Annotated in this window: 25 protein-coding genes and 2 pseudogenes; 6 read left to right on the top strand and 21 right to left on the bottom strand. The window is 57.5% G+C overall.

The window, feature by feature from the left end; all coding sequences use genetic code 11:
• From FKW19_RS15005 to FKW19_RS14950, 13 genes and pseudogenes are all read right to left on the bottom strand, one after another.
• Window positions 1-286 (bottom strand): annotated as a pseudogene (locus FKW19_RS15005) (hypothetical protein); the annotation flags it as partial.
• The gene (locus FKW19_RS15495) at window positions 271-420 is read right to left on the bottom strand and encodes a hypothetical protein (RefSeq protein ID WP_162870674.1); all 150 of its coding nucleotides are present in this window, start codon (window positions 418-420) and stop codon (window positions 271-273) included. The gene FKW19_RS15495 and the pseudogene FKW19_RS15005, both read right to left, overlap by 16 nt.
• Window positions 421-455: 35 nt before the next feature.
• The gene (locus tag FKW19_RS15000) at window positions 456-911 is read right to left on the bottom strand and encodes a hypothetical protein (RefSeq protein ID WP_006117080.1); all 456 of its coding nucleotides are present in this window, start codon (window positions 909-911) and stop codon (window positions 456-458) included.
• A 39-nt stretch (window positions 912-950) separates the two neighbouring features.
• Entirely contained in the window at window positions 951-1,388 is a 438-nt protein-coding gene (locus FKW19_RS14995) for a phage tail fiber protein (RefSeq protein ID WP_089178662.1), read from the bottom strand.
• Window positions 1,389-1,390: 2 nt separating this feature from the next.
• Window positions 1,391-2,545 carry a DUF3383 family protein gene (locus FKW19_RS14990; protein ID WP_089178661.1) on the bottom strand — a complete coding sequence of 385 codons (1,155 nt, stop codon included), beginning with the start codon at window positions 2,543-2,545 and terminating at the stop codon, window positions 1,391-1,393.
• A gap of 18 nt (window positions 2,546-2,563) precedes the next feature.
• Window positions 2,564-3,100: an LIC_12616 family protein gene (locus FKW19_RS14985; protein WP_193561091.1), complete on the bottom strand. Its 537-nt coding sequence runs from the start codon at window positions 3,098-3,100 to the stop codon at window positions 2,564-2,566.
• Window positions 3,097-3,477: a hypothetical protein gene (locus tag FKW19_RS14980; protein ID WP_063353638.1), complete on the bottom strand. Its 381-nt coding sequence runs from the start codon at window positions 3,475-3,477 to the stop codon at window positions 3,097-3,099. The genes FKW19_RS14985 and FKW19_RS14980 overlap by 4 nt, the downstream gene beginning before the upstream one ends.
• Entirely contained in the window at window positions 3,468-3,974 is a 507-nt protein-coding gene (locus tag FKW19_RS14975; RefSeq protein ID WP_089178659.1) for a DUF4054 domain-containing protein, read from the bottom strand. Before FKW19_RS14975 ends, FKW19_RS14980 begins: the two co-directional genes overlap by 10 nt.
• Before the next feature lie 36 nt (window positions 3,975-4,010).
• A complete protein-coding gene (locus FKW19_RS14970; RefSeq protein ID WP_089178658.1) occupies window positions 4,011-4,328 on the bottom strand; it encodes a hypothetical protein in 318 nt (105 codons plus the stop codon).
• 46 nt (window positions 4,329-4,374) lie between these two features.
• The gene (locus FKW19_RS14965; RefSeq protein WP_089178657.1) at window positions 4,375-5,412 is read right to left on the bottom strand and encodes a major capsid family protein; all 1,038 of its coding nucleotides are present in this window, start codon (window positions 5,410-5,412) and stop codon (window positions 4,375-4,377) included.
• Complete coding sequence (locus tag FKW19_RS14960) at window positions 5,412-5,912, bottom strand: hypothetical protein (RefSeq protein WP_063353635.1); 501 nt, start codon at window positions 5,910-5,912, stop codon at window positions 5,412-5,414. Before FKW19_RS14960 ends, FKW19_RS14965 begins: the two co-directional genes overlap by 1 nt.
• 38 nt (window positions 5,913-5,950) lie before the next feature.
• Window positions 5,951-6,952, bottom strand: a complete 1,002-nt coding sequence (locus FKW19_RS14955) for a DUF2213 domain-containing protein (RefSeq protein ID WP_089178656.1) — start codon at window positions 6,950-6,952, stop codon at window positions 5,951-5,953.
• Window positions 6,953-8,329, bottom strand: coding sequence for a DUF1073 domain-containing protein (locus FKW19_RS14950; protein WP_089179883.1), 1,377 nt, complete (start codon window positions 8,327-8,329; stop codon window positions 6,953-6,955). It lies immediately after the preceding gene.
• Between the two features lie 147 nt (window positions 8,330-8,476).
• Here FKW19_RS14950 and FKW19_RS14945 point away from each other — a divergent pair, with 147 nt between their 5' ends.
• Window positions 8,477-9,628 carry a rhodanese-related sulfurtransferase gene (locus tag FKW19_RS14945; protein ID WP_193561092.1) on the top strand — a complete coding sequence of 384 codons (1,152 nt, stop codon included), beginning with the start codon at window positions 8,477-8,479 and terminating at the stop codon, window positions 9,626-9,628.
• On the opposite strand, the gene terL is transcribed toward FKW19_RS14945, so the two are convergent.
• Genes terL through FKW19_RS14930 form a run of 3 tightly spaced genes read right to left on the bottom strand, consistent with a single transcriptional unit; the run spans window position 9,625 to window position 11,795 of the window.
• Entirely contained in the window at window positions 9,625-11,079 is a 1,455-nt protein-coding gene (terL, locus tag FKW19_RS14940; RefSeq protein WP_089178654.1) for a phage terminase large subunit, read from the bottom strand. The genes FKW19_RS14945 and terL overlap by 4 nt on opposite strands.
• Window positions 11,060-11,266 carry a hypothetical protein gene (locus FKW19_RS14935; RefSeq protein ID WP_089178653.1) on the bottom strand — a complete coding sequence of 69 codons (207 nt, stop codon included), beginning with the start codon at window positions 11,264-11,266 and terminating at the stop codon, window positions 11,060-11,062. Before FKW19_RS14935 ends, terL begins: the two co-directional genes overlap by 20 nt.
• Complete coding sequence (locus FKW19_RS14930; RefSeq protein ID WP_089178652.1) at window positions 11,253-11,795, bottom strand: hypothetical protein; 543 nt, start codon at window positions 11,793-11,795, stop codon at window positions 11,253-11,255. Before FKW19_RS14930 ends, FKW19_RS14935 begins: the two co-directional genes overlap by 14 nt.
• 201 nt (window positions 11,796-11,996) lie before the next feature.
• Between FKW19_RS14930 and FKW19_RS14925 the strand changes: the two genes are divergently transcribed.
• A complete protein-coding gene (locus FKW19_RS14925) occupies window positions 11,997-12,605 on the top strand; it encodes a hypothetical protein (protein WP_089178651.1) in 609 nt (202 codons plus the stop codon).
• On the opposite strand, the gene FKW19_RS14920 is transcribed toward FKW19_RS14925, so the two are convergent.
• Window positions 12,602-14,797: an acyltransferase family protein gene (locus FKW19_RS14920; RefSeq protein ID WP_089178650.1), complete on the bottom strand. Its 2,196-nt coding sequence runs from the start codon at window positions 14,795-14,797 to the stop codon at window positions 12,602-12,604. The two genes, FKW19_RS14925 and FKW19_RS14920, sit on opposite strands and share 4 nt — an antisense overlap.
• 24 nt (window positions 14,798-14,821) lie before the next feature.
• Here FKW19_RS14920 and FKW19_RS14915 point away from each other — a divergent pair, with 24 nt between their 5' ends.
• From FKW19_RS14915 to FKW19_RS14905, 3 genes are all read left to right on the top strand, one after another.
• Window positions 14,822-15,208: a hypothetical protein gene (locus FKW19_RS14915; RefSeq protein ID WP_150199302.1), complete on the top strand. Its 387-nt coding sequence runs from the start codon at window positions 14,822-14,824 to the stop codon at window positions 15,206-15,208.
• A 22-nt stretch (window positions 15,209-15,230) separates the two neighbouring features.
• Window positions 15,231-16,574, top strand: coding sequence for a B12-binding domain-containing radical SAM protein (locus tag FKW19_RS14910; protein ID WP_089179882.1), 1,344 nt, complete (start codon window positions 15,231-15,233; stop codon window positions 16,572-16,574).
• A gap of 613 nt (window positions 16,575-17,187) precedes the next feature.
• On the top strand, window positions 17,188-18,288 hold the full coding sequence (locus tag FKW19_RS14905) for a Hint domain-containing protein (protein ID WP_238331327.1): 1,101 nt from the start codon (window positions 17,188-17,190) through the stop codon (window positions 18,286-18,288).
• 79 nt (window positions 18,289-18,367) lie between these two features.
• On the opposite strand, the gene FKW19_RS14900 is transcribed toward FKW19_RS14905, so the two are convergent.
• Window positions 18,368-18,922 (bottom strand): recombinase family protein, encoded by a 555-nt coding sequence (locus tag FKW19_RS14900; protein WP_035354216.1) that lies wholly within the window; start codon window positions 18,920-18,922, stop codon window positions 18,368-18,370.
• Between the two features lie 313 nt (window positions 18,923-19,235).
• On the opposite strand from FKW19_RS14900, the gene FKW19_RS14895 reads away from it, so the two are divergent.
• Complete coding sequence (locus FKW19_RS14895; protein ID WP_089178649.1) at window positions 19,236-20,999, top strand: Hint domain-containing protein; 1,764 nt, start codon at window positions 19,236-19,238, stop codon at window positions 20,997-20,999.
• A gap of 86 nt (window positions 21,000-21,085) precedes the next feature.
• On the opposite strand, the gene FKW19_RS14890 is transcribed toward FKW19_RS14895, so the two are convergent.
• The 3 genes and pseudogenes from FKW19_RS14890 to FKW19_RS14880 form a co-directional block, all read right to left on the bottom strand.
• Complete coding sequence (locus FKW19_RS14890; RefSeq protein WP_006117060.1) at window positions 21,086-21,625, bottom strand: hypothetical protein; 540 nt, start codon at window positions 21,623-21,625, stop codon at window positions 21,086-21,088.
• A 42-nt stretch (window positions 21,626-21,667) separates the two neighbouring features.
• Window positions 21,668-22,342, bottom strand: coding sequence for a hypothetical protein (locus tag FKW19_RS14885; RefSeq protein ID WP_238331328.1), 675 nt, complete (start codon window positions 22,340-22,342; stop codon window positions 21,668-21,670).
• A 3-nt stretch (window positions 22,343-22,345) separates the two neighbouring features.
• Window positions 22,346-22,528 (bottom strand): annotated as a pseudogene (locus FKW19_RS14880) (winged helix-turn-helix domain-containing protein); the annotation flags it as partial.

The raw sequence follows: 22,528 nt of genomic DNA, 5'->3' as shown, positions 1-22,528 counted from the left end.
GTTCCGCACGGCCTGTTGTCGGCGCAAACACAGATGACCCTGCCCCCAGCGCAGAGAGAGGAACAGAAAATACAGGTTTCTGCGCCCCCGCCCCCAAAGGCATATGCACGCCCCCTAGGCTATACTGGTGCAGAAGGTGCAATAACGCTAAAAGGCCCTTGTGTTCCTTCTTTTTTACCTGTGCATGGGGCTGCATAAAGCGTTCCAACACACGGCGCAGCCGTTCTAGCAACGGCAACGTTGCACGTGCTCTGCTGTGGGGCAAAGTATTTACAATTTTGGCCATGTTTGGGGGCTTTCCTGCGTGGGAGCATGCGCCATATTCCAGTTGCGGACAGAAAGTATTTCGACAAGCGTATAAAAATCTTCGCTGTCGTAAATTGTTTTCAGATCATGTAACGATGCAAGACCCGATGCCACAACCGCCGCCATAGCGGGCGAGATATTTACACAGTTTACAACGGGGCCTGTGCGGCCTCTTCCCCCAGCAAAGCCGCCACTAGGGGGAAAAGCTGGTGCGCGGCGGCCCGCAAAAAACCCACATGCAACCTAAAAGCCTCGGCCCGCACCATGCCCAGAGTTTCGGGTTCTGCAAAATCGGCGGAAATAACAGCACGTGTTACTTCTGGCCGGTGCGGATCTGGCCGCATTTTAACGCATTGCATCAGCCGGGCCAAAGCAGCATCTAAATCGGCTTCTTCCATAAAACCAAAAATTTCCAGCCCAAAAGCGGCAAGCCCGGCAAGGCCTGCCTGCGCCATATCCGCCCCCACGCGCGCGCCGCCCCGTATGGCAGCCTGCAACACGTGGCGCGCCCAGCTATCTGCGGCAAACGCATCCATGCGTGTCAGCACAAATACCTTGCCTTGGTCTTCCCCCGGCAGGGGGTGCGTGTATTCCACGGTTTTCATGCCTGCTCTTTCCTGTATCTTTTTAAAAACATCTGTTTTTTACAAGGCAGCAGGCAATACGCGCTCCCACAGAATTTCAAAACTGCGGCCTTCCAGCACGCGGCCTGCGCTGGGCATAACAGCCACGGCCTGCAAAAGGCCGCGCACCATGGTATATTTGCGCCCAATGGAAGGCAGTTGAATTTCCGCCCCCAGCCGATACAGCCCGCGCTGGGCATCCTGCGCTGCGGCAATGGCCTCAAACACCAAGCCACTTTCACTGCTGGCCGCCAAAGAGATTGTTTGCCGAACAGGGGTGGGTATCCAACCAGCGCTCAGGTAGCCATCTATGCTCATTGAGGTTTCTGCCAGATCCCGCATGCTGGTTTCGAAAGCACGATCGGCGGCGTAGTTTTCCAGCGTAATGGGTGTATTGTATAACCCCGGCACCGTAATGGTAAAAACCGAGTTGGCGGCGGTAATATCGTAATCAGACATGCTTACTGCACCTCTACTGTAGCCAGAGAGATAGACTGGACAGACTGCCCATCCATGTAAAAGAACCGCGCCTGCACTGGCCCACGTTTGGCCCGTGTAGCGGCAGATGCGGTAGAAGCACCGGGCAGCAAATACCACCCGCGTGTGGCCAGCGTATCTGCAATGCTGCGCCCAGCCTGTGCATTTACCACCTGCGCCTGCGCGGCAGAAAGCGATACGTTGGGCTGGATAGCGCCAAAAGCTACAGCAGTATCAATCGTGTTTTGCACAGCGGTAGCCAGAAGCGTATCACCCTGCGTGGCATAAGGAATTTGCCCCACGGAAGAAAACAGCGTGAGCAGATCAGACTGGAAGGAGGATGTCATCCAGATCTGGTTTAGATAACTGTCTGCCCATGCAAACGGGCCAGACACTGCACCGTTATTGAGAAAACTGAATGTGGAATCTCCACTTTTGTAGGAACCATAAAAGCTGTAGCCATTTTCTAGCAATGCTTGTGCTTGTGTGGCCGTAATATCCGCCGGGGTTACGCCCCCATTGTTGCGGAACATCAGCGTGGTACGCCCGGCATTGCGCTGTGGGTTCATGCTGGCGGCCCAGCCTAAACACAGGGCGGCGGCCAGTGTGCCGTTGCCATCCGTATTGCACAGGCACGTTAGCCCCGGCGTAGCCTGTGCTGTAACAGTTTTGCCAAAACAGGCTGATCCTGCCTGCAAAATGCTGGCATCATTATCCTGCATAATGCCCCAGTAGCGGTTGGGGTTTGTGGGCATCCATGCGGCAATAGCCGTTTTGGCTGTGGCATCTGGCTCCTGCGCAAATGCAAAAGCGCACCAATCTGCACTGGCGGCGGCAGCATTTGTAAGCGCTGTGGTGTAATCCGTATCTGCCGGGCTGGCGGGCAGTTGGTAAAAATACAGCGTTTGCGGCAGATCCTGCGCATTGGTGTAGCCCGCAAAGTAAATGCTGGCCATGCTGGCTTCAATACTTTCCGCACCGCATGTGGCTGCTACTTCCGCCGCCGTTGTAAACATGGAAAGGCCCGAAGAAAGCGCCGTATTTGTAGAAAACACAAGCCCATTCAGCAGGTTTGTGGTGCCCCCCGCCGCCAGCACACCCGGCGTGACAGACACAAGGGAAGAAACAGGAAGGATCATGCAGGTTTTACTCGCATTTCAAAGCCTGTCTGCGGCCACGCTGTGCACTGTGGCAGTGGTAGCTGTGGCGGCTGGCAGGGTGATGGAAAAAGTAAGCTGGCTGTGCAGGGTAAGCTGCCAGTGGGGTTCGTATTGTTGTTGCGCGTTGATGTAGGGCAGACACTCGGCATTATCTGCATATAAAGGGGCAATGCGTGGCATATCTTGCTGTTGTGCCACAAGGTTTGTAAAAAACGTGGTGCTCCATACATCACGCCAAAGGGTGAGCACTGTTTGCGCGGCATCTGCGGCATCCGTGCCAAAAAGGCTGATCTGGGTGGCAAGCTGCTCCTGCCGCAACAGGGTGCAGCTTTGCGCCCCATAATGCGTGCTACCCGTGCCAATAGGCTGGCGGTGCAGAGGCGCCATTAACACCAACATACCGCGTGGAGGTGGCGTGCGGTTTTGCCGGGCCTGCAAAACGGTTGTGCCTGCTGGCAGAACTTCCGTTAAAAAAGTGCGCAAAGCGGCAAATACCGTTTCTTCATCTGGCTGTTGCACAACTTGAGTGCTCATGCCGCCACCTGTTGGGTTACCAACACGCGGCACCATTGCCCACCCCAAGCTTCGGGCTGAGCCGTTACCAGCCAGTGCGCGTTATCAAACACAAATACATCGCCCCCAAACTGATGCGCCCCATCCACCCCGCAAATTGTGCCGGGCATATAGATTTCTCGCTGAATGGTGCTTTGGTTTTGCCCATCTGTTTGCGTAAGCTCATCTGTAGGCACGGGCTGAACCCGAATGGTTACGGCAATATCCATGGTGCATGGGGTGGTGGTGCCATCTGCTGCGGTTTTATAACCCGTGTTGATACGCAATATGGCGGGCACAGATGGCAACAAAGCCGCCGTGGCCCCCAACGCCATGTTGAACACTGCGTTCATGGCCATGAAATCGCCCTCTGTAGCCACCCCGGCACATAGCGCCCCATACGCAAAAAGGCAGATGCCGCCCAAAAGGTTGCGCCATAAGGTGTTTGCACCCACCACGCCTGCGTGGGGGAAACCGTGCCCATATCGGCCTGTACCTGCACGCTGCCCATGCGTGCGGTGGTAATGCGCCCCACAAGGGCTGGCGCACCATCCCCCGCCCCGGTGGCATACACCCCGCTATTAAGGCCAAGCTGAAGCAGATGTGCTGTAATCAGCATCAGCAAATCTGCCCGGCGGGCCGGGTTGCGCACGGGGGATGTGGCCGAGTTGTTCAAGAACAGCCCTGCACGGGCAAAACACGCGCTTGCGGCATCTGCCCCCGCACTGGCTACAAGGTTGGGGTAGCATGCCTTAAAAGCTGCGGCATCAAACACAACGGCCCCATCTTCCGCCATGTTGCAGGCAGTAGATAAGGCAGCCGCTTGCATTGGCTGGTTTTCCGGCATGAAAAACATCCTTTTACATGCTGCAAAATAACGGAAAGTTTGGCTTTATGCGGGTGTAATGCCGTGGGCTGGCGCTGCGGGGTTAAGTGGTTCCATACCCGTGCGCAGGCTGGCTTGCTCCTTGGCTTGGCCTGCGGCTTTTTCTGGCGAGGTTTGCGCAAAAATCAACCCGGCTTCCAGCGGTGGAAAGCCTGCGTATTTTTGCGCCCATGCCTGCCAGAACTCTGCTGGCACGGGGGTAAGCCCATACCCGCCCGCCTTGGCTGTGCGTGCGCCTGCCAGTTCGTGCTTCTGGCCTGCCAGTTCCAGCACAAGCCCGTTGGGAAGCTTGCATCCAACGGTAACTGTTGATGATGTTGCCATGTGTTTTTCCGTTTTTATGCAGGGTTTGCGTTACGCGGGCTGTGTTTTACAGGCCTGTCATGGTGGCAATGCCTGCGGGCATGTAAATAATGGCCCCCCATGTGCCTTGAGAAAGCTTCTGCTTCCATGCCGATGCTTCTGTAACCACGGCATGGGCACGCAGTTTTTCTGTAAATGCGGCTTCTGCGGTTTTCTGCACATCCACGTGGTCGGCCATAATTTGCATGGTCTGCACGCCGTTGGCGGCGGCATCTCCGTATTCTACGGCCTGCACAAAGCGCAGATTGGGGTAGGTTTCACGCAGCATGGTTAAGGCGGAAAGGCCAAAACTGTTGCGGCGCGTTAGCAAACCCATGCGGGTTGGGGCAAGGCCCAGCACCATGGGGGTATCCGTATCCACCAGCCCGGCGGTTTGTTTGCGCAACTGGTTGATAAGAGCAATAACGTCATCCTGCCGTTCTTCCGGGGTGGCGTTGTCCCACGCGGTGCCACCTGCGGTTTTGGTGGTGGGGGTAATGGCGGCAGGCAGGCGTGGGTCATTAAGATACCCATAAAGTTTTAGACCACTGATACCAAAAAAGTATGTCTGGTTCTGAAACTTGTTCAGCTTAAGTGCTGCGGCCTCTCGCAGACTGGCGGCCCATTGCAGGCGGGCCTGCCCGGCCAGCGCCAGTTCCTGCTCACCCCACGCCACAAACACCTGATAATGGTAGGACTGGCGCTCAGGAAAGCTGGGGTTAAGGCTAACCGTGCCATTCTGGTTCCAATCCCCGTAGGAGGAAACCTGCCCTGCCGTTTCCAGCATGGGAAATACAGCCGTTTTAGAAACCCAATCCCCTTTACGCACCTCGCCCAGCAGCTCGGCGGCGCGCATGGGGGCAAAGGCCACCTTGATCAGCCCCGTATCCACCCAGGCAGACATAAAAGCCGGAATGCCCGCATTAGCGGTGGTAGAAAGCGCGAGCTGAGCATCCAGCGCCATGCTGTCTGATACCAAATGCTCTGCGCCAATCAGGCCGCGCGCATCGGGCACCACAAAGCCAAGGCGGTTGAGTTCTGCCAGTTCTGTGTAAGACGTAACCATTATGCGTGCATCCATGTAGAAATCCGAACCAGCTCACCCACGGCACCGGCAGAGGCTACAAAAAACCCTGTCGCTACCGCGCCATTTACGGTACTGCCCGTTGCGGCAGTTTTAATGGTGCCATCTGTCAGGCTGGCAAAAACAGCCTGCCCCGGTGTGGCCTGTGTGGTGGCCTGCACCCAGAAATCTCCCGCCGTAAACAGCGTTACGGGAAAGCCCTGCGGAATAACCATGCTTTCCGATGCCGTAAAATCCGAGATCTGGGCTGTAAGATCACGATGCACAAAGCCATCTGGCGCGGCGGTGCTGCCACTTGGCGGCATGTTGGCCACGCTTACGCCATCGGCCTGCACCCAGCCAAAAGCGGCCACCGTGCACCCACCAGCGGCCGCCACCAATGCGCCCTCACCCGCCGGAAAAGTGGCTGTTGGGTTGAGAGAGGCAAAATCACCCGGCACAGCAGGCGCTGGCTGGATATTGACCTGATTTTGAAAAGACATTTACCTGCCTTGTATCATGCGTAAAGAAAAAAGGGAGTTCAGCCGCGCACGCCAATGCGTTCCAGCCCAAAGCGCTGCCGAAAACCCTGCGTTGCGGCGGCATCCTGCCCCATAATGGGGGATGCCCCACCAGCACGCGGCTGCATGCGGGCATAGCTTTCAAACAGCGGTTTTAGCCCCTGTTCGGGCACGTCGGTGACATCAATACCCGCTTCCTTTAAGGCAAAACCGTAAATGGCGGGGGCGCTGTCCATGGCAACATCGCCCACAAAGGGGCGCACGGTGGCACGGGCGGTGTGCAGTTCCGCCATCTGGCGCACGGCGCGTTCTTCCGCCTGCTGCACGGCCTGGGCAATGGCGGCATCCATAGTTGCAACGGTAATGGGGGTTTGATCAGGCATGGCCTGAAAGCTCCTGTTATTTAAAGGCATGTTTTGGTTGGGTGCGGCATCGCCAATAATGGCGGAAGGCACGCGCGGCTGGGCTACAAGGGCCAGATGGTTAAAGGCAATATCCGCCATAACCAGCGTATAAGGCGTGCCCATATAAGTGCCCGCCTGCTTAAGAGCCGTGTACCGATACCCCGCAGAAACCGCCCGCTGTGTGCCGTTTTCTATGGCCTTAATGGCCGTTGCATCCCATATTGTTAAGCTGCCTGTCAGGTTGGGTGGGGTAAAGCGCACATCGCTGCCCACCGCGCCCACGGTTATGCTGGCGGGGTGATCCTGCGCACTTACGGGGGTATGCTGCATCAGCACCGGCTTGCCACGCAGGCTGGGGGCGGCCCGCATAAGCGCATCGGGTGGGCGAAAAACGCTGTAAACCTCATTATCTTTCAGGCCCAGCGCCGCAGCGCCCGGTATTTCCCGCCCGTAATAGGGGCTAACGGTTGCGGCGGATAAAATGCAGTGCGCAATGTGCAAATGTCCATCTGCATCCACCCGGCGCACGCTGGCCCTGTCCAACGCCAAAAGCTGCGTATCTGGCGCAGCCATAGCGTGCGGGCTGGCACGGGCCTGCCCGGTATTGGGTGTGTTCATTTAAGGCGTGTCCTGTTTTTTGGCGTCAATTTCCGCCTGTTCGGCCTCATCCATCTGCCACAGCGGGCGGAAGGTGAAATCTATGTCCGTATCCACCACGCCCCACACATTCAGCATCACCATATGCAAAATGCGTGTCAGGTTCGGGCGCAAGAAGGATTCCTGATAAGCGCTGATCCGATCATAAAAAACCCGGATCTCTCCATCTGCCGAGGCATTGAGCCCGGAAGGCGAAATACCGGCAAACTTTACCAGCGGCTGTTGCGCCACGGTGCAGATTTGTTCCAGCGCCTGCGCCTGCAACTTGTCCAACCCGGCCAGCGGAGCCGCCAGAAGCTCCAGCTTTTCGCGCTCCTTATCCAGCACAAACGTGCCCCTGTTGGAACGAAAGCGGTTAAACGCCTCCACCCGTGCCAAAAGCCCTTCGGGGTCCTGCGCATAAGCCGCCATATCGGTAGATAGGGCAACAATGGAAAACGCATTCAGCAAATCCGAAACACTCTGGCGCGTGCGCAACCAGTTTTCTACATAGGGCCGCGCCATTTGCGTAAGGGAAACACCGCCGAAATTATAGGCAGGTTTAAGAATATCCGGCACCTCCCGCGCGCAAAACCGCAACAAGCGCGAGGCATGCAAAAGCGTGCCCTGCACCCACCAGCTTTGCGGCCTGTAAAACGCGGGGTGCAGCGGGTTTGTGGTTTCATACGCGGCGGGGGTTGTCCAAACAGGCTCTACCGGCACCAAGGCCCGCAAACTGCCTTTACGAAAAGTTTCGGGCCGCAACAGCAAAGGTGATGCCAAACCACCCGCCACGGGGGAAAGCCCGGTATCTACATACAGCAGGCCCATGCCGTAATGGCCATCCATTTCCGCCATGCGGCGCAGCACATCACGCACATTCAGGCGGGTAAATTCGGCCTCCAACTGGCTGATGCGCGCGGCTTTGCTCTGCTCCTGCCCTGTGCGGGAGGTAAACACCAGCCACTGGCGCGTGGCCTCGGTGGCAATAGTGTCCACCATGTGCCGATATTCCGCCCGCTGGGCCATTTCCGCCAGCCGCGCATAACCGGGAAACACAACCCCATCCGCCACGGCATTGCGCAGCCAATCCAGCAAACCGGGGTTACCCTGTGCGGCGGCACTATCCATAGCCAGCGGGGCGGTGCTGCCATTGGCCCGCACCCCACGCGGGGGCCGATACGGCGCAAACACATCTGCCCGCGCTGGAACTGCCGGTGCCACCTTGGCAACATCTGCCGCAAAAGCCCCTTGGGGCAGCAGCGGCTCCTTCCGTGGCGGGGCTACGGGGGCGCAACGCCCGCGCATACGCTGCCACCACCCCGGCATAGCGCGGGAAGAAAAAGACAAACCAGGCATACCCTGCCCCTTGTTAAAAATTAAAAAAACGTGGCCACCACACAGCCACAACCCCATATGCACCCATACGGCGCACCCACCCCTCCGCCGCTCAAAACCCATAGTCGGCGCGGAAAAAACTTGTCTGCCCCCGCTGCGGGCGGGTAAATGGGCGGCATTGAAATGCAACCTGATTGCGGTGCTGTAAGCCGTGGCGCGGAACGGATGATCTGCAATCACCCAACAAGCCCAAGGAACCCGCCGAGCATGACTGCCCAGCCCTCTGCCCCAACGCCCGATACGGATAATGCCGCCCTGCCCATTTGCGTGGCAGCGCTTTACCGGTTTACCCCATTTGCAAACCCGGCTGATCTGCGCGGGCCGTTGCAGGATGTGTGCACCGCCAACGGGGTAAAAGGCATTCTGCTTTTGGCGTCCGAGGGCATTAACGGCACCATTGCAGGCCCAGATCATGGCATTCAGGCCGTGCTGGCGCATATTCGCACCCTGCCCGGCTGCGCGGATATTGAGGTCAAGTTCTCCCGCGCGCCAGAAATGCCCTTCCTGCGGATGAAGGTGCGGCTGAAAAAGGAAATTGTCACAATGGGTGTAGAGGGCACAGACCCCAACCACATTGTTGGCACCTACGTTGCGCCCGCAGAATGGAACACCCTGTTAAAAGACCCCGACACCATTCTGATAGACACGCGCAATGATTACGAGGTGGCCGTAGGCACGTTTGAAGGCGCGATAGACCCGCAGATTAAAACCTTTCGGGAATTTCCCGCATGGTTCCGCCAGCACCGGGAAGAACTTTTGGCAAAAGGCCGCAAGCCGCGTGTGGCCATGTTCTGCACGGGTGGCATTCGGTGCGAAAAATCCACCGCCTTTGCCAAAGCCGAAGGGCTGGACGAGGTGTATCATCTGCAAGGGGGTATCCTAAAGTATCTGGAAACCGTGCCAGAGGCAGAAAGCCTGTGGCGTGGGGAATGTTTTGTGTTCGACCAGCGCGTAACCGTAGGCCACGGCCTTAAACCCGGAGAGCTGGAACTGTGCCACGCCTGCCGCACCCCCATTACCGCGGAAGACAAAGCCAGCCCCAAGTTTGAAACCGGCGTATCCTGCCCACACTGCTACGGCCAGTGGGATGAGGCCCGCCGCGCCCGCCATGCAGAGCGTGAACGCCAGGCCCGTTTGGCCGAACAGCGTGGCGAGGCCCATTTGGGGGCCAACATGGCCGCAGAACGCGCCCGCAAACGCCAACAGCGAGAAGAAGAAAAACGCCGCCAGCAGGCCCTTCGCCAGCAGCACACCCCTTAAATCCGGGCCAAAAAATCCGGCCCAAAGCGTGGCAGGGGGTGCGCCTCTGCCAACGCGGCAAAGGCACCGGCTGCGGCATCTACCTGATCATCATGCGTGGCGGCGGGAAAAGCGGCCAGTTCCTCTATAAACGCATGCACCCACGGGGCGCGCAGCAGCAGCACGTTGCCTGCATTCACCTGCGCGGCAAATGGCGCGGCGCGGGTGGCTTTATCTCCTGTTTCGCGCACGCAGCGCACTTTGTAACCGGCCAACCGGCGGGTAAGGTAGCGCGCCTGCGCCACACCGGCTTGTCCGGGGTCTTGCGGCAATACAATTTCCACACCCACACCATCACGCGCGGCGGTGGCCAACAGGGTGGCTTCCACTTGGGCGGGGTCTCCGCGCAGGCGGGTTATGTCCGCTACGGCAAAGCGCCCATCTGGCAGGTGGTGCATTTTTACGCCCACCGTCCAATCCGGGTTTTTACTGCCGGTCTGGCGGGTGGCGGCTAAATCCCACCTGCGCACTGTAGCGCCAGATGCTGCAGGCAAGGCCTCCTGCACGCTGAGCATATGCGTGTGGAACAAATTGCCACAAAGCGGCACCGGGTTTTGCTGATACAGCGCCGCCCATTCCCGCTCCCCCACGGCTTGGCGAATACGCGCAAGTTCTGCCGTATCAAACGCCTGCGGCCATAATGCCTGCCCCGGCGCACGGCCCAGCGCATCAGGCGCCGTGGCCAAAGCGGGCAAATCCAGCACATGCCATGCCTCTCCGGTTTTGTTTTGCATATCGTCCAGCAGGCGGCCTGCCAGATCATCCATGCTCCAGCGTGTCATCACCAGCACAATCGCGCCGCCGGGCATCAGGCGGGTGCGTAACACGGCGCGGTACCAATCCAGCACGGCGGCACGGCGGGCGGGGCTTTCGGCTTCCTGCCTGTCCTTTACGGGGTCATCTATAATGGCCAGATGTGCGCCGCGCCCCGTTAAGCCGCCCCCCACACCCATGCCGGTGTAACCGCCACCCTGTGCGGTGTGCCATACATCACGCGCGCTGCTATCCGCCGCCAACCGCGTGCCGGGAAACAACACCCCATAGCGGGAGGACGCCACAATATTGCGCACATCGCGCCCAAAATCCTGCGCCAGCGTGGCCCCGTAGGAAGCCCCGATAATCTGCCGCTTGGGGTGCCGCCCCAGATACCATGCGGGAAAGCGGCGTGATGTCAGCTCCGATTTGCCGTGCCGGGGCGGCATAAACACCATAAGCCGTGCAATATGCCCGGCCTCCACCTGCTCCAACGTACGGGCCAGCAGGGCATGATGTGCGCCTGCTTTGTAATCTGGCAACGTATAACGGGCAAAATCCAAAACATGCGTGCGTGCGGCATGCCTACGCGCCAGCTCCGCCCGTGCCACCCTACCCGCCTGTACGGTACGTGCCGTTTTAGGGGCAGCGTGGTGCATCCTTGCGCCCCTCCGCCATTCCGCCGTTTTCTTGCGCCAGGGCGGCCAGTTCCTCATCCGTAAAGGCATCTGCGCTCCGCCGGGGCAGAGCATCTGTGGCAAGGCCCGAAAGTTTGGGGTGCATGTAGGGGGCGGCCACTTTGGCGGCATCAAACTGGCGGTCTGTTATGCTTTCATCCCCCTGCATGATGCGGGTGAAGATATCCAGCGGCGTTACGGGTTTTGTGCTGCGCCTTTTGCGGCGCGCCATTGGGGCCAAAGCTGATGGCCCTAATGCGCCCGGCGCGGGTGCTGTTGTCTTGCGGGGCATGGGGGCTTATCCAACCGTGCTGAACAAAAGAAGATCCACAACGCCCAGCCCTGCCGCGGGCTATAAACGGGCGGCCTGTTTCGTGCTGGTGGTGGTGCAGTTCCCGCACAAGGGTGGCCACCATGCGCTGGCATGCAGGGGGCTTTAACCTGCCCACACACAAAAGCCCCGCCACGTGCCCGCGCCATACCGGGCGGCAGCGCAGCACGGCCTGCGCGGGGCAGCCCAATAGCAGAGCTTGCGCCCACCCTATGCACATATCTGCCCGATGCCGGTGGCGTGGCGTGCATACCAGCGGGCACATCAGCACCCCTGTTGGCGCAACCTGCGCCACAACCCACCAGCGGCCACCACCACGCAAAACCGCACCACAGGCCAGCTCTGCCTTACGCAATGCTGTTGGCATGGGAATGTCCTTGGTTTTTACAATTTTTGGGATGATGATTGGGAATTAGGAATGACCACGCGCCATGTCAAAGCAAAGCAAACCGGTATGTGAACATACAGTTAAGAACAGTTCACAATCAGGACTGGCAAATATATCGAACACTGATATAGTGCGCCGCGCGTGACAGAAATACTTGACTGATTGGGTGATGGGGAGGTCATGGACAGAGCTTGTGCATGGTGTGACCGAATTTATCACACCACCACCCACGCGCCGTATTGCAGCGCCCGATGCCAGAAAAAAGCAGAAAAAGCGCTGCGTGCTGTCTCGGTTGAGCCTATTTCCCACACATCGGATGCAACCCGCGCCATACGTTTTGGGCTGGTAAGCCTGGTGGGCATTGCTGCGGCGGGTTTTGCCATGCTGCTGCTGGCTGGCCCCGTGCCGCCAGAACCCCCGCCCGGTAGGCGCATGCCGCCGGGGGTGGCCTATGCGCTTAACACCGCCCCACCTGCGCCGGGCGCACAGCCTTACCACGTTCTGCCACCCGCCATGGCCATGCCCAACAGCCCCGCGCAGGATATGATTGCGTATCATGAAGGGCAGACCGCCCGCCATGTATGGAACCGCTGGATTGCCGGTTTAAGTGGCGAGCGCAAACGCGGCGCATTGTTCTGGATGCAGGGCGCGCTGCACCATCGGAGCGATTCGTGCGATGGCACGGCGGGCTTTGCCATGGGCTGTTTTCAGGCCCGCAGGCACCTTTCCCCCATCTTGGCCAAATGGAACGATGCCCCAGATTTCTGGCTGGGCTGGAACGCGCCTTAACGGGCCAACACATCATCTAAAAACGCGGCGTGCTGTTGCACAAATCCGGGCCTTAAATGCTTGTCATCGGCATATTTGGGGGTGGCTGGCGGGGTAACAACCGCACAGGCCGGGCCGGTGCCGCAAATATCGGGCCACGCATCCAGCACCTTTGCCCCGGCTTGCGTGGCAACGCCCTGCACAAAAGCTGTATCCGCCGCTGTATCATTACGGAGCTGCCGGGTGGGAATGCCCTGCTCCAGCAAAGGGGTGTTCACACCAATATGCGCAAGGCTTCGCGCTACCAGTTTATCGGGGCTGAAGCGTGCATCTGCCGGGGTAGGCAGCACCAGCCATACAGGCCGCGCCCCGTTGCCCGAAAGGCTGCGGATATCCTGCACAAACGCCGCCTGTTTTTGGGCCTGCGCGCCCGGCGTATGCAGCAGCACGCGTGGCCAGAACGCCCCCACAACCACGGCCTGCACATTCTGTTGTTGAATGATACGTTGCTGCACGTTTTGCATATTCTGGCAATATGCAAAGGATTTTTCGTAAACCTCGCCCGCAAAGGGGCTACAGCTTGGGCCTGCCACAAAAATAACCGTGTGTTTAAGCCGCCCCTGCTGCAACAGCGCCTCTACCCGCGGCCCCCACTGAAACAGCAAACTATCCCCCGTAAACAGCACAGGGCGGCCCGCATGGCCCAGGGTGGCCACTGTCAGCCCGTTTACGTGCGTGATGCGCATATGTGGCGTGGGGGCAAAAATGCCATCTCGCACCGCCAGATTGATTGCAGACAGATCCGTGCCCGCAGGGGTGTGCGCAAACCGCCCCGGCCAACCTGCCATGTGCCACGTTACCAGCCCCGCCGCGCATATGGCCGCCAAGCCGCCCACAAGGGCCACCGTTTTGCCACGCCGAAAATGCCCGCCGCGCAACGGGTTTTCTACGGCTTTGGTGGTAAGCCACGCCAGCACCAGCGCCGCGCCTATAAGCGCAAACCCCGCGCTGTTATGGATAACCCCAGCCCCTCGCACAATATGAAACCAAGATACCAGCGGCCAGTGCCACAGATATAGCGGGTAACTGATAAGCCCCACCGCCCGCATAGGCCGCGCGGCCAGCACATGCCGGTTCACCCACGCGCCAGCACCTGCCCAAATCAGCAATGCCGTGCCCCCGGCGGGCAACACAGCAAACGGAGCCGGAAAACCCACCCCCGGCCGCAGCGCCACAAACCCGGCCAGCACACAGGCCAAACCCAGCACCGCCGCACCATGCCGCACACCGCTTGCCTGCATAAACGCAACACGCCGCGCCCACATGCCCCCCACGCCAGCCCTTGCGCCACGCGCCCATGCCGCACCCGTGGCATCGCCCGGCTTATGCGCCACACCGCGCAAGGCAAGGGCTGCGCCGAGCATGAACTCCCAGCCTCGGCTGAAAGGGGCATAAAACCCGGCCCCCGGCCACCACACGCTGCACGCCAGACTATATAAAAAGCAGGCCGCACCCGTGGCCCCCACCAGCACGCCTGCACGCACCCGCGCGGCAAAGCCCACCGCCAGCACCAGCGGCCAGAACAGATAGAACTGCTCCTCCACCCCCAAAGACCATAAATGCAGCAGCGGCTTCAGCACGGCGGCGCGGTCAAAATAGCCTTGGGCGTGCCACATCAGCAGATTGGCTACAGATGCCGCACCCGCTGCGGCATCCAGCCCCACGGCGGCAAATTCGGTTGGCAATAGGGTCAACCACCCGGCCAGCAACGTGGCAGCCAGCACCACCAGCAAGGCCGGGGCCAGCCTGCGCACGCGCCGCGCAAAAAATGACGCCACAGAAAACCGCCCTGCCCCAAAATGCGCCACCAGATGCCCGCTAATTAAAAAGCCGGAGATCACCAAAAACGCATCCACCCCGCCAAAGCCACCGGGCAACACGGCGGGAAAAACGTGGTACACCACCACCCCCACCACAGCCAGCGCACGCAGGCCATCTATATCTGCACGCCATCCGGCATGGGGGCGGGCTGCAAGCTGGGCAGAACTGCCGGGCCACACCCATGCCGCCGCACGGGCAAACCGCTGGCCCATGCCTATGCGCTGCACAAGATAGCCCGCTGCACCGCGCACCGTGCCGGAGGGCGCCACGCACCGCGCCCTACCCCGCGCTGCCGCCTGCATAACAGGCCGAAAAAAGCCAACCCCAATCATCCTGCCCCTTTACGCCGCCAGCCCATGCCACCCATTGCCCCTTATATAAACTGCAACACCCCCTACACGCAGGTTTTACAGCACCCTTGGCTTTGCCCCTATGGCCACCCCATACCTCGGCATGGCCTTGGCGCGCCGAGCCCCCAACATGCAGGCATAGGAGCCATGCCAAAAGCCCGCCCGCGCCGCATTGCAGGAAACGCATGGATATGCCAAATCCATGCCCTGCGTGCATTCCTGTTATTACAGCGCACGCTGCGCCATACCGCCACCCCGCAGGCCAGCTTGGGGGCTGCGTTTGGTTACGGTGCACACACATCCGCCATGCTTGAGCGGAGGTGGACAGCCCCCCACCCCTGCTTATGTATATTCCGTAACAAAGGGGCACCATCTGCCCATTTTTTCTTTTAATACAGCAGATCCTGATACCCACATGCCAGCAAATGACCTACGCCTTCTGATCATTCAGCCCACGCATTATAAAGCCCCCACGGACCGAACGCTGTTCAAAACTAAGCGCCGACAGATGGTGCCGCTTGCCCTGCCGTATCTGGCCGCCCTTACCCCGCCAGAATGGAAGGTAACGCTGCTGGATGAACAGCTTGAAGATATAGATTTTGATGCGCCGGTGGATGTTGTGGCCCTTACGGCCTGGACGCTCCATTCCTACCGCGCTTACGATATTGCCAAGGAATTTCGTAAACGCGGCGTAAAGGTTATTATGGGCGGCCCCCATGTGTATTTTAACGCCGAAGAAGCCGCAGAGCACGTAGATGCCGTGGGCGTGGGTGAGGCCGAACCCATCTGGAAAGAAATGCTGGATGATGCCGCCGCCAACCGGCTGAAAAGCATTTACCGCGCCACCCCCCTTAAGGAACTGAACGGCCTGCCCGCCCCAAGGTATGACCGGCTGGACCTTAAAAAGTTTGGCCCCTTCCGCACCTTTGCCGTGCAATCCTCCCGCGGGTGCCCGTTTGTGTGCGATTTCTGCTCCGAACGGTTCTACCTTGGTGGCCGCTACCGCTGGCGCCCGGTGGACGAAATGGTGAACGAGCTGAAGCTGATCAAGAACCGTGGCAGCCACTTCTTTTTTGGTGAAAGCAACTTTGGCGGCAAAAAAAGCCGCGCCATGGAACTGATGGAAGGGCTGGTGCCGCTGGGTATCCGCTGGTCTACCCTGTGGTCTTCCAATTTGTGCCTGGATAAAGAGTTTCTGGATCTGGCGCGCAAATCCGGCGTGATGCACGTAAATATCGGTATTGAAAGTATTGATAAGGATATTCTGGACGGCATGCGCAAAGGCTGGAACAAAGCCAGCCGCTACCATGAAATGTTCGAAAACCTGCGCCAGCGCGATATCAGCTACTCGCTCAACTTCATCTTTGGTTTTGATGATGAAGACCACGATATCTACCGCGCCACTATCTCCTTTCTAGAAGAACACAAGGTGCCTGCGGCGTATTTTAACATCCTTACGCCCACCAAGGGCACGGCGCTGTTTAACCGTATGGAAAAGGCGGGCCGTATTATCAACGCGCCAGAAATTGACCGCTGGCCCGGCCAAATCTGCCAGATCTGGCCCAAAAATTGCTCCCCCAGAGAAATGGAAGCCCGCATTCAGTGGATGTATAAAAAGTTTTACTCCATGCGCTCCATCTTCAAGCGGCTGCCCTTTCCGCCGCGCTCCCGCTCGGACATGTCATCGTGGATTTTGGATCTTACAGAACGCCGCATGGCTTTTTCCTCCACCGGCAATAACGATTTCGATATCTACTAACATTTTGCACGCCCGGCCTTTCCCCTGCCACAGCGCGGGGGAAAGGTTCTGGCAGACCATACCCATATTGCATTTCAGATATACTTAATTTGCATATAATGTGCGTAACGCATACAACAGATTGATAATCACGTTAGATAAACATTTACACTTTCCCCTGTGTTGGAAAAAAATTCTTATATTGCTGTTATAATTTCTAGTTTTCCAATTTTTAGCTTCTGCGTATCTTGCGCGTAAGGGCATTTTTCATGGGCAAACCAAACAAAATCCGTATAAATTTCAATAAATAAAAATATTACCTTTTAATTTTATTTCAATTATTTGTATTTTTATTTACGTTAAATTTACATATACACAACATAGTAAAATGATAAACTAAGCCTCCGCCCGGTTTATTTGCTTTTATATCTTGGCAAATTTTTTATAGCTGGTTACAGTATGGCGTAAACAAGGCCTGATGGACGCAGTTGCTACACACATTAGGCAGTCGTGCCTTATTCCTCAGGCTTTGAAAAAATTCTGGATGCTTCTTGTTCTGCAAGGATCAAGGAACATTTTATGTAGAAGCACAGATACGGAAGCCCTTTTCCGTGGTGTAAGTCAGAAGGAAGAAATGACAGCGCTTCCCCGCCATGCGGTTGTGCATGACATTCACGACAAATCTGGTCAGGCCCTTCCCGATGGCGCTTTCGCACGCCATCCAGATATCTCTGTGCCGGGCGTTCTTCATAATACCAACATTCATACGCAAACCGGGCCGCTGCCTGTTCAAAGCCTAACCCCCGGCCATATGCTGGTAACGTATGATCCGGAAATGGCAGAAACCCCAGCCCCGGTTACCAAGGTTATGCCGCAATATATTTGCGTGCTGCCCGGCCTGCCAGAAGATGAGGCCGGATACCCCATACGCGTGCTGCAAGATGCCATTGCAGATGGCCTGCCCATGCAGGATGTGCTGCTTACGCCAGACCAATGCCTGTTTTTTGAAAACAAGTTTGTGCCCGCAGCACTGTTGGTAAACCGGCTTTCTATTTTTTACGATCACACCTTTGAGCGCTACACAGCCTACCCGCTAGAAACAGATGGCCCCGCCATTATTGTGGCAGAAGGCCTGCTGGTAGCCAGCGCCCTGCCGCCCTGCCCCAACAACACACACTGGCACACCCGCACAGATGCCCCCGTGGTAACAGAGCGCGATGTTGTGGGCGCACTTTACCACCGCCTGTTGGCGCGGGCGCAAAGCCGCGGCCTAAAGCACGATCTGTTTGCCCCGCCCGAAATAACGCATGAGCATGACCTCAGCCTGATTACGGATACCGGCAAGCTTATCCGCAAAATGCGTGAACAAAACAATCTGGCCATGTTCATGCTGCCGCCCAACGTGCATGAAGTGCATCTTTCCACCCGTGCCAGCAGGCCGGTAGATGTTATTGCACCTTACGTGCAGGACAAACGGCGGCTTGGCATACGTGTGGGGGAAATTACCCTTCAGGAAAACAGAAAGCCCCGCAAGATTTCTTCACATATAGAAAAAGACCTTTCTGGCTGGCACGAACATGATGGTGAGCCCGGCCGCTGGACAGATGGCCACGCCCACCTGCCCATGACAGCAGAGCGCAGCCGCAACAAAATGGGGCTTTTGTCTATCCAGATTCTGGATAGCATCCCGTATATGAAGCACGATTTTCATGGGCCTCGCAAAACCCACAAGTAATACAAGGGGTTTTGCAAACCATGTGTTCAGGATAATAGCCCTGTAAAACGGGCAGGGGTTATCATTCTGAACACATTATTTATGATTTACGAGGCAACTTTTTTAATAACCTCGAAATCATGCTGATACTCACATCATATTCCTGGGCAATCTCACGCAGGGTATGGCCTTTAGCGCGTGCCTGCGCCACGGCCTCTAGCTGCTGTTGTGTTAATTTACTGGGGCGGCCCATGCGGCACCCGGCAGATATAGCCTTATGCCGACCAGAAGACATGCGTTGGTGTATAAAGCGTTTTTCAAGTTCTTCCAGCCCGCACAGCATTTCCAGCATAAGCGCACCACGCCCGGCAGATGTATTAATCCACGGTTCTTTTACAGAAACCAGCGTGCAGTGCTTGTGCTGAACTTGCATGATAATATCACGCAAATGCCGCCAGCCACTTACAATGCAATCCATCTGCACCACGGCAATACGCATGCCTGCCTTTTGCCGCGCCACAAACTGCAAAAAACATGATCCGGTTTTTGAAAAAGAGCCCGTGAATATAACACGGCATCCCGCGTCTTCCAGAACCTTTTTTTGCTCATCCCGGCTTACAAAAGGGCAATCTGCACTTACATATCCTATCATCATAATTTTACTCCGCGTGCAGATAAGTTCTTGGGATAAAATTTTATAAAATCTCCCATTTATTCAAAAAACTTCCAAACTTCTCGCGGCGGCTTATATCACCGCTTCCGCTATATAGAAACAATCCGGACCAAAAACAGTTCATTTTGAATTATGTATTAATTTTAATTTTATAAATGTTGTTCGTATTTAAACAGTTTTTCTGAAAGTTTCCTATTTATGAAAATAAATATCCGTAACGCCTTATCCGCGTTTGCCTATATTATACATGCAAGAATCAGAAATATTCTTTATTTCCAGTACATCATTTAGGAACATGCCGATGTCCAGTCTTTATGGTTATGGCAACACTGTCACCAAAAGCGGCAGTTACACACTCTTTCCTGCGCTGTGGATTTTGGGTGTTGCATCTCTCGGCGGAGCGGACGCTACATTTGAAGGCAGCAATGTTACAGCTACGCTTAGTTTTGCGCCTACAATTATTGGCGCCATTAACCCCTACAGCGTTACGGCAGAAGATGGCGCAAACGTTACCATTAATGTTGGCTCTACCGTGCTGGGCCTGCTTACGGGTTCCACCTTTACAGCAGATGGCGGCACCATTTCCCTTACCGGCGCCAATGTTATTACCGCCCTAACCGGCACAACATACAATATCAAAAACGGCGGCACCCTTAATCTGGGCGTTGTGCAGCAATCCGAAATTTCCGCACTCAGCGGTGCAGGTATTACATTTGGCAGTGGCGGCGGCACGCTGGTGGTTACACCCGCAAGTGGCGTAGAAATTCTAACATTCACCAACATTGATGGTTTCAGCAACGCAGGGGCCACTATCGAAGTTCCCGGCGCTGGTTACGTTACAAACGCCACATATAATGGCACCAACACAACCATTACCACCAACACCGGCATTACCGTTGTTGTGAATGGAGATTACACCCCCGCCACCAAAACGCTTTACCAGGCCACCAGCGGGGGCAACCTTTACCTTAGCGCCACGGCACAAAACAGCACCGATACAACGGGCGTTCTGGTTTGCTTTTTGCCCGGCAGCATGATCCGCACCCCCAAAGGTGATGTTGCGGTAGAAAACCTTGTTGTGGGGCAGGAAGTTCTTGCATTTACAACAGATGGCCAGCCCGTTGCGCGCCGCATTACATGGGCAGGCAAGGCGCAGGCCCGCACCGACCCCGCTGCGGCGGATGATCTGGCAGGCTACCCCGTGCGCGTGCGCGCCAACGCCATTGCCGCCGGTGTGCCCGAAGCAGATCTGCTGATTACGCCAGAACATTGCCTGTATCTGCAAGGCCAGTTTGTGCCTGTGCGCATGCTGGTAAACGGCACATCCATTGCGTATGACACAAGCTTTGCCAGTTACGATTACTACCATATCGAAACCGAAGGCCACGCCATTATCATGGCCAACGGTATGCTTACAGAAAGCTATCTGGATACAGGCAACCGCAGCAGCTTTACGCAGGCAGGCCCCGTGGCGCGCATTGGCGGCGCAGTAAAAAGCTGGGCGCAGGATGCCGCCGCAAAGCTGGAAACCAGCCGCACATTTGTAGAACCACTGTTTCGCACTCTGGCAGAACGTGGCAGCACGCTTTATGCAAACACCGCGGCACAAAGCACAGAAAAATCTGCACAGCCCAACCTGCATCTGGTCACCGCACAAGGCCATACGGTGCACCCGCTGCGGCATGAAAACGGCATGTACACCTTTATGCTTTCCGCACAGGGGGCACAAAGCGTCTCTCTGGTATCACGCACATTCCGCCCGTGCGATGCAGAAGGCCCGTTTGTAGATGATCGGCGCATGCTGGGTGTGGCTGTTGGGCATATCAGCATCACATCTGCTGGCACGCGCCAGCCTGTAACGGCGCATCTTACAACCGATACGCTGGAAGGCTGGCACGCGGTAGAAGTATCCGGGCAGGCACGTTGGACAAACGGCCACGCCAAGCTGCCTCTGCCTGCCAGCTTGCAGGGGCTTTGCCAGTTGCATGTGCAGGTTTTGGCAACAGGCGCTTACACTGTGGCCGCGCATAACGCACAGGCCAAAGCCGCGCTGGCGTAAAAACCGCACAGCACTGCATACGCTTTGCAAAAAAGGGGCCGGTGCGTGGGCATCGGCTCCTTTTTGCGTGGGTGCATTTCTGCACGTTACGGCTGCACAACTTTCTTTTCTACATCAGCCTTTTTGCGTCTGCTGGCCTTTTTGGCCTGCTCTGCACGGCGCAGCGTTACCTCCAGCGCGGCAAGCTGCTCCAGCACCAAAGCACATTGCGCCGCTATCTTGCGCTGCGCAGAACTGCTGGAAATTGCGGGAAACAATGCCTCCCCCATAGCGCGGAAGGAAAGATCATCCACCAACATCATGCGTAAACGCTGGTGCGCACACAGGCCCAGCGCATCGCGCACCGCCGTAATGCGCCCCATAGCCTGTGCGCGCACCATCTGCCAGGATACGGCATCATGCCGCACGGTTTGCCCTTGTGGGGCGGGGCCTGTGTGTTCCAGATAATCAAAATAGCCAAACACATAGTTGCGGCACCACCGCTCTGCGGCATCGGCGGCTTCTTGCGTAATATCCCCGGCCTGCAACAGCCCCTGCACCGTGCGGCGCGGCCTGTTAAGGGCAGCCTGCGCCACAAGGCCAGCGGGGGCAGATGTGTTGGGTAAGGCTGTGGCCTGATTTTTCATGTGCGTTCCGTATTTTTGCGGTATTTACAAAGCATTATTGGGTTATGGCGTGCGTGTGGGCCGCCCCAGCAGGGCCTTGCAGCCGTGGGCATCGCGCCAGATGGTGTTTGCAAAAGGCAGCAGCACAGCGCGCAATTCTGCCGGAGCAGGCCAACGCGCCCCCACCGGGTAACCATTGCGGGCCGGTTGCCGCGCCCATGCCAAACGCGCCTGCGGGCACCACGCCCCGGCGGGAATATCTGCGCACACTTCATAAATGGCGCGGCACTGTGCCGCCGCATCCGCCGCCCCCGGTGGGTTGGAAACAAGCTGCCCCAGCTTTTTCAGCCACGCCGCCACAACAGGTTGGCTTACGGGCTGCATGGCCACCTGCACACGCTGCCAGCACGCCTGCACATGCGCCACAACATCCGGCGGCATATCTTGCGCAGTTAACGCCACACCCTCTCGCCTTGCGGCAAACAGCGCCTGCACATCGGGCGGCGCGGGGGTGTAACCACCAGCAAGGGGAGTGGGCGTTATTGCACCTGCGCCCTTTGGCTGTGGCACGCCCTTGGCATTTTCTGCACGCAAGATCGGGCAGCAAGATGCGTTGCCCTGTAGGGGGCGTGTTGCCGTATTACGCGGAGCTTGCGCCTGTTGCGTTGCAGGGTTTTGTGTGGGCGCGCCCCGTGCAAATGCCGCGCCCGCTGCCTGCGCCTTGTAAAGCTGCGGCATGTTTTACACGCCCTCCATATCCGGCACGCCATCCCACGCGGCCATGCGGCGCGCGTGCGGGCTTGTGGGTTCTGGGGCGGGGCGCATCTGCAACTGGGTGCGCAGGGTGGCATCTATCCACGCCACGGGTTCGGCGGGGTTGAACGTGGCGCATTCGGCCAGCACGTTCAGCACCACGGCGGCATC

It is taken from the genome of Acetobacter sp. DmW_125128, from assembly GCF_008704325.1.
GTDB classification, from domain to species: domain Bacteria; phylum Pseudomonadota; class Alphaproteobacteria; order Acetobacterales; family Acetobacteraceae; genus Acetobacter; species Acetobacter oryzifermentans.
The sequence above is the reverse complement of the archived record's forward strand: the minus strand, read 5'-3'. Positions and strand labels throughout refer to the sequence as shown.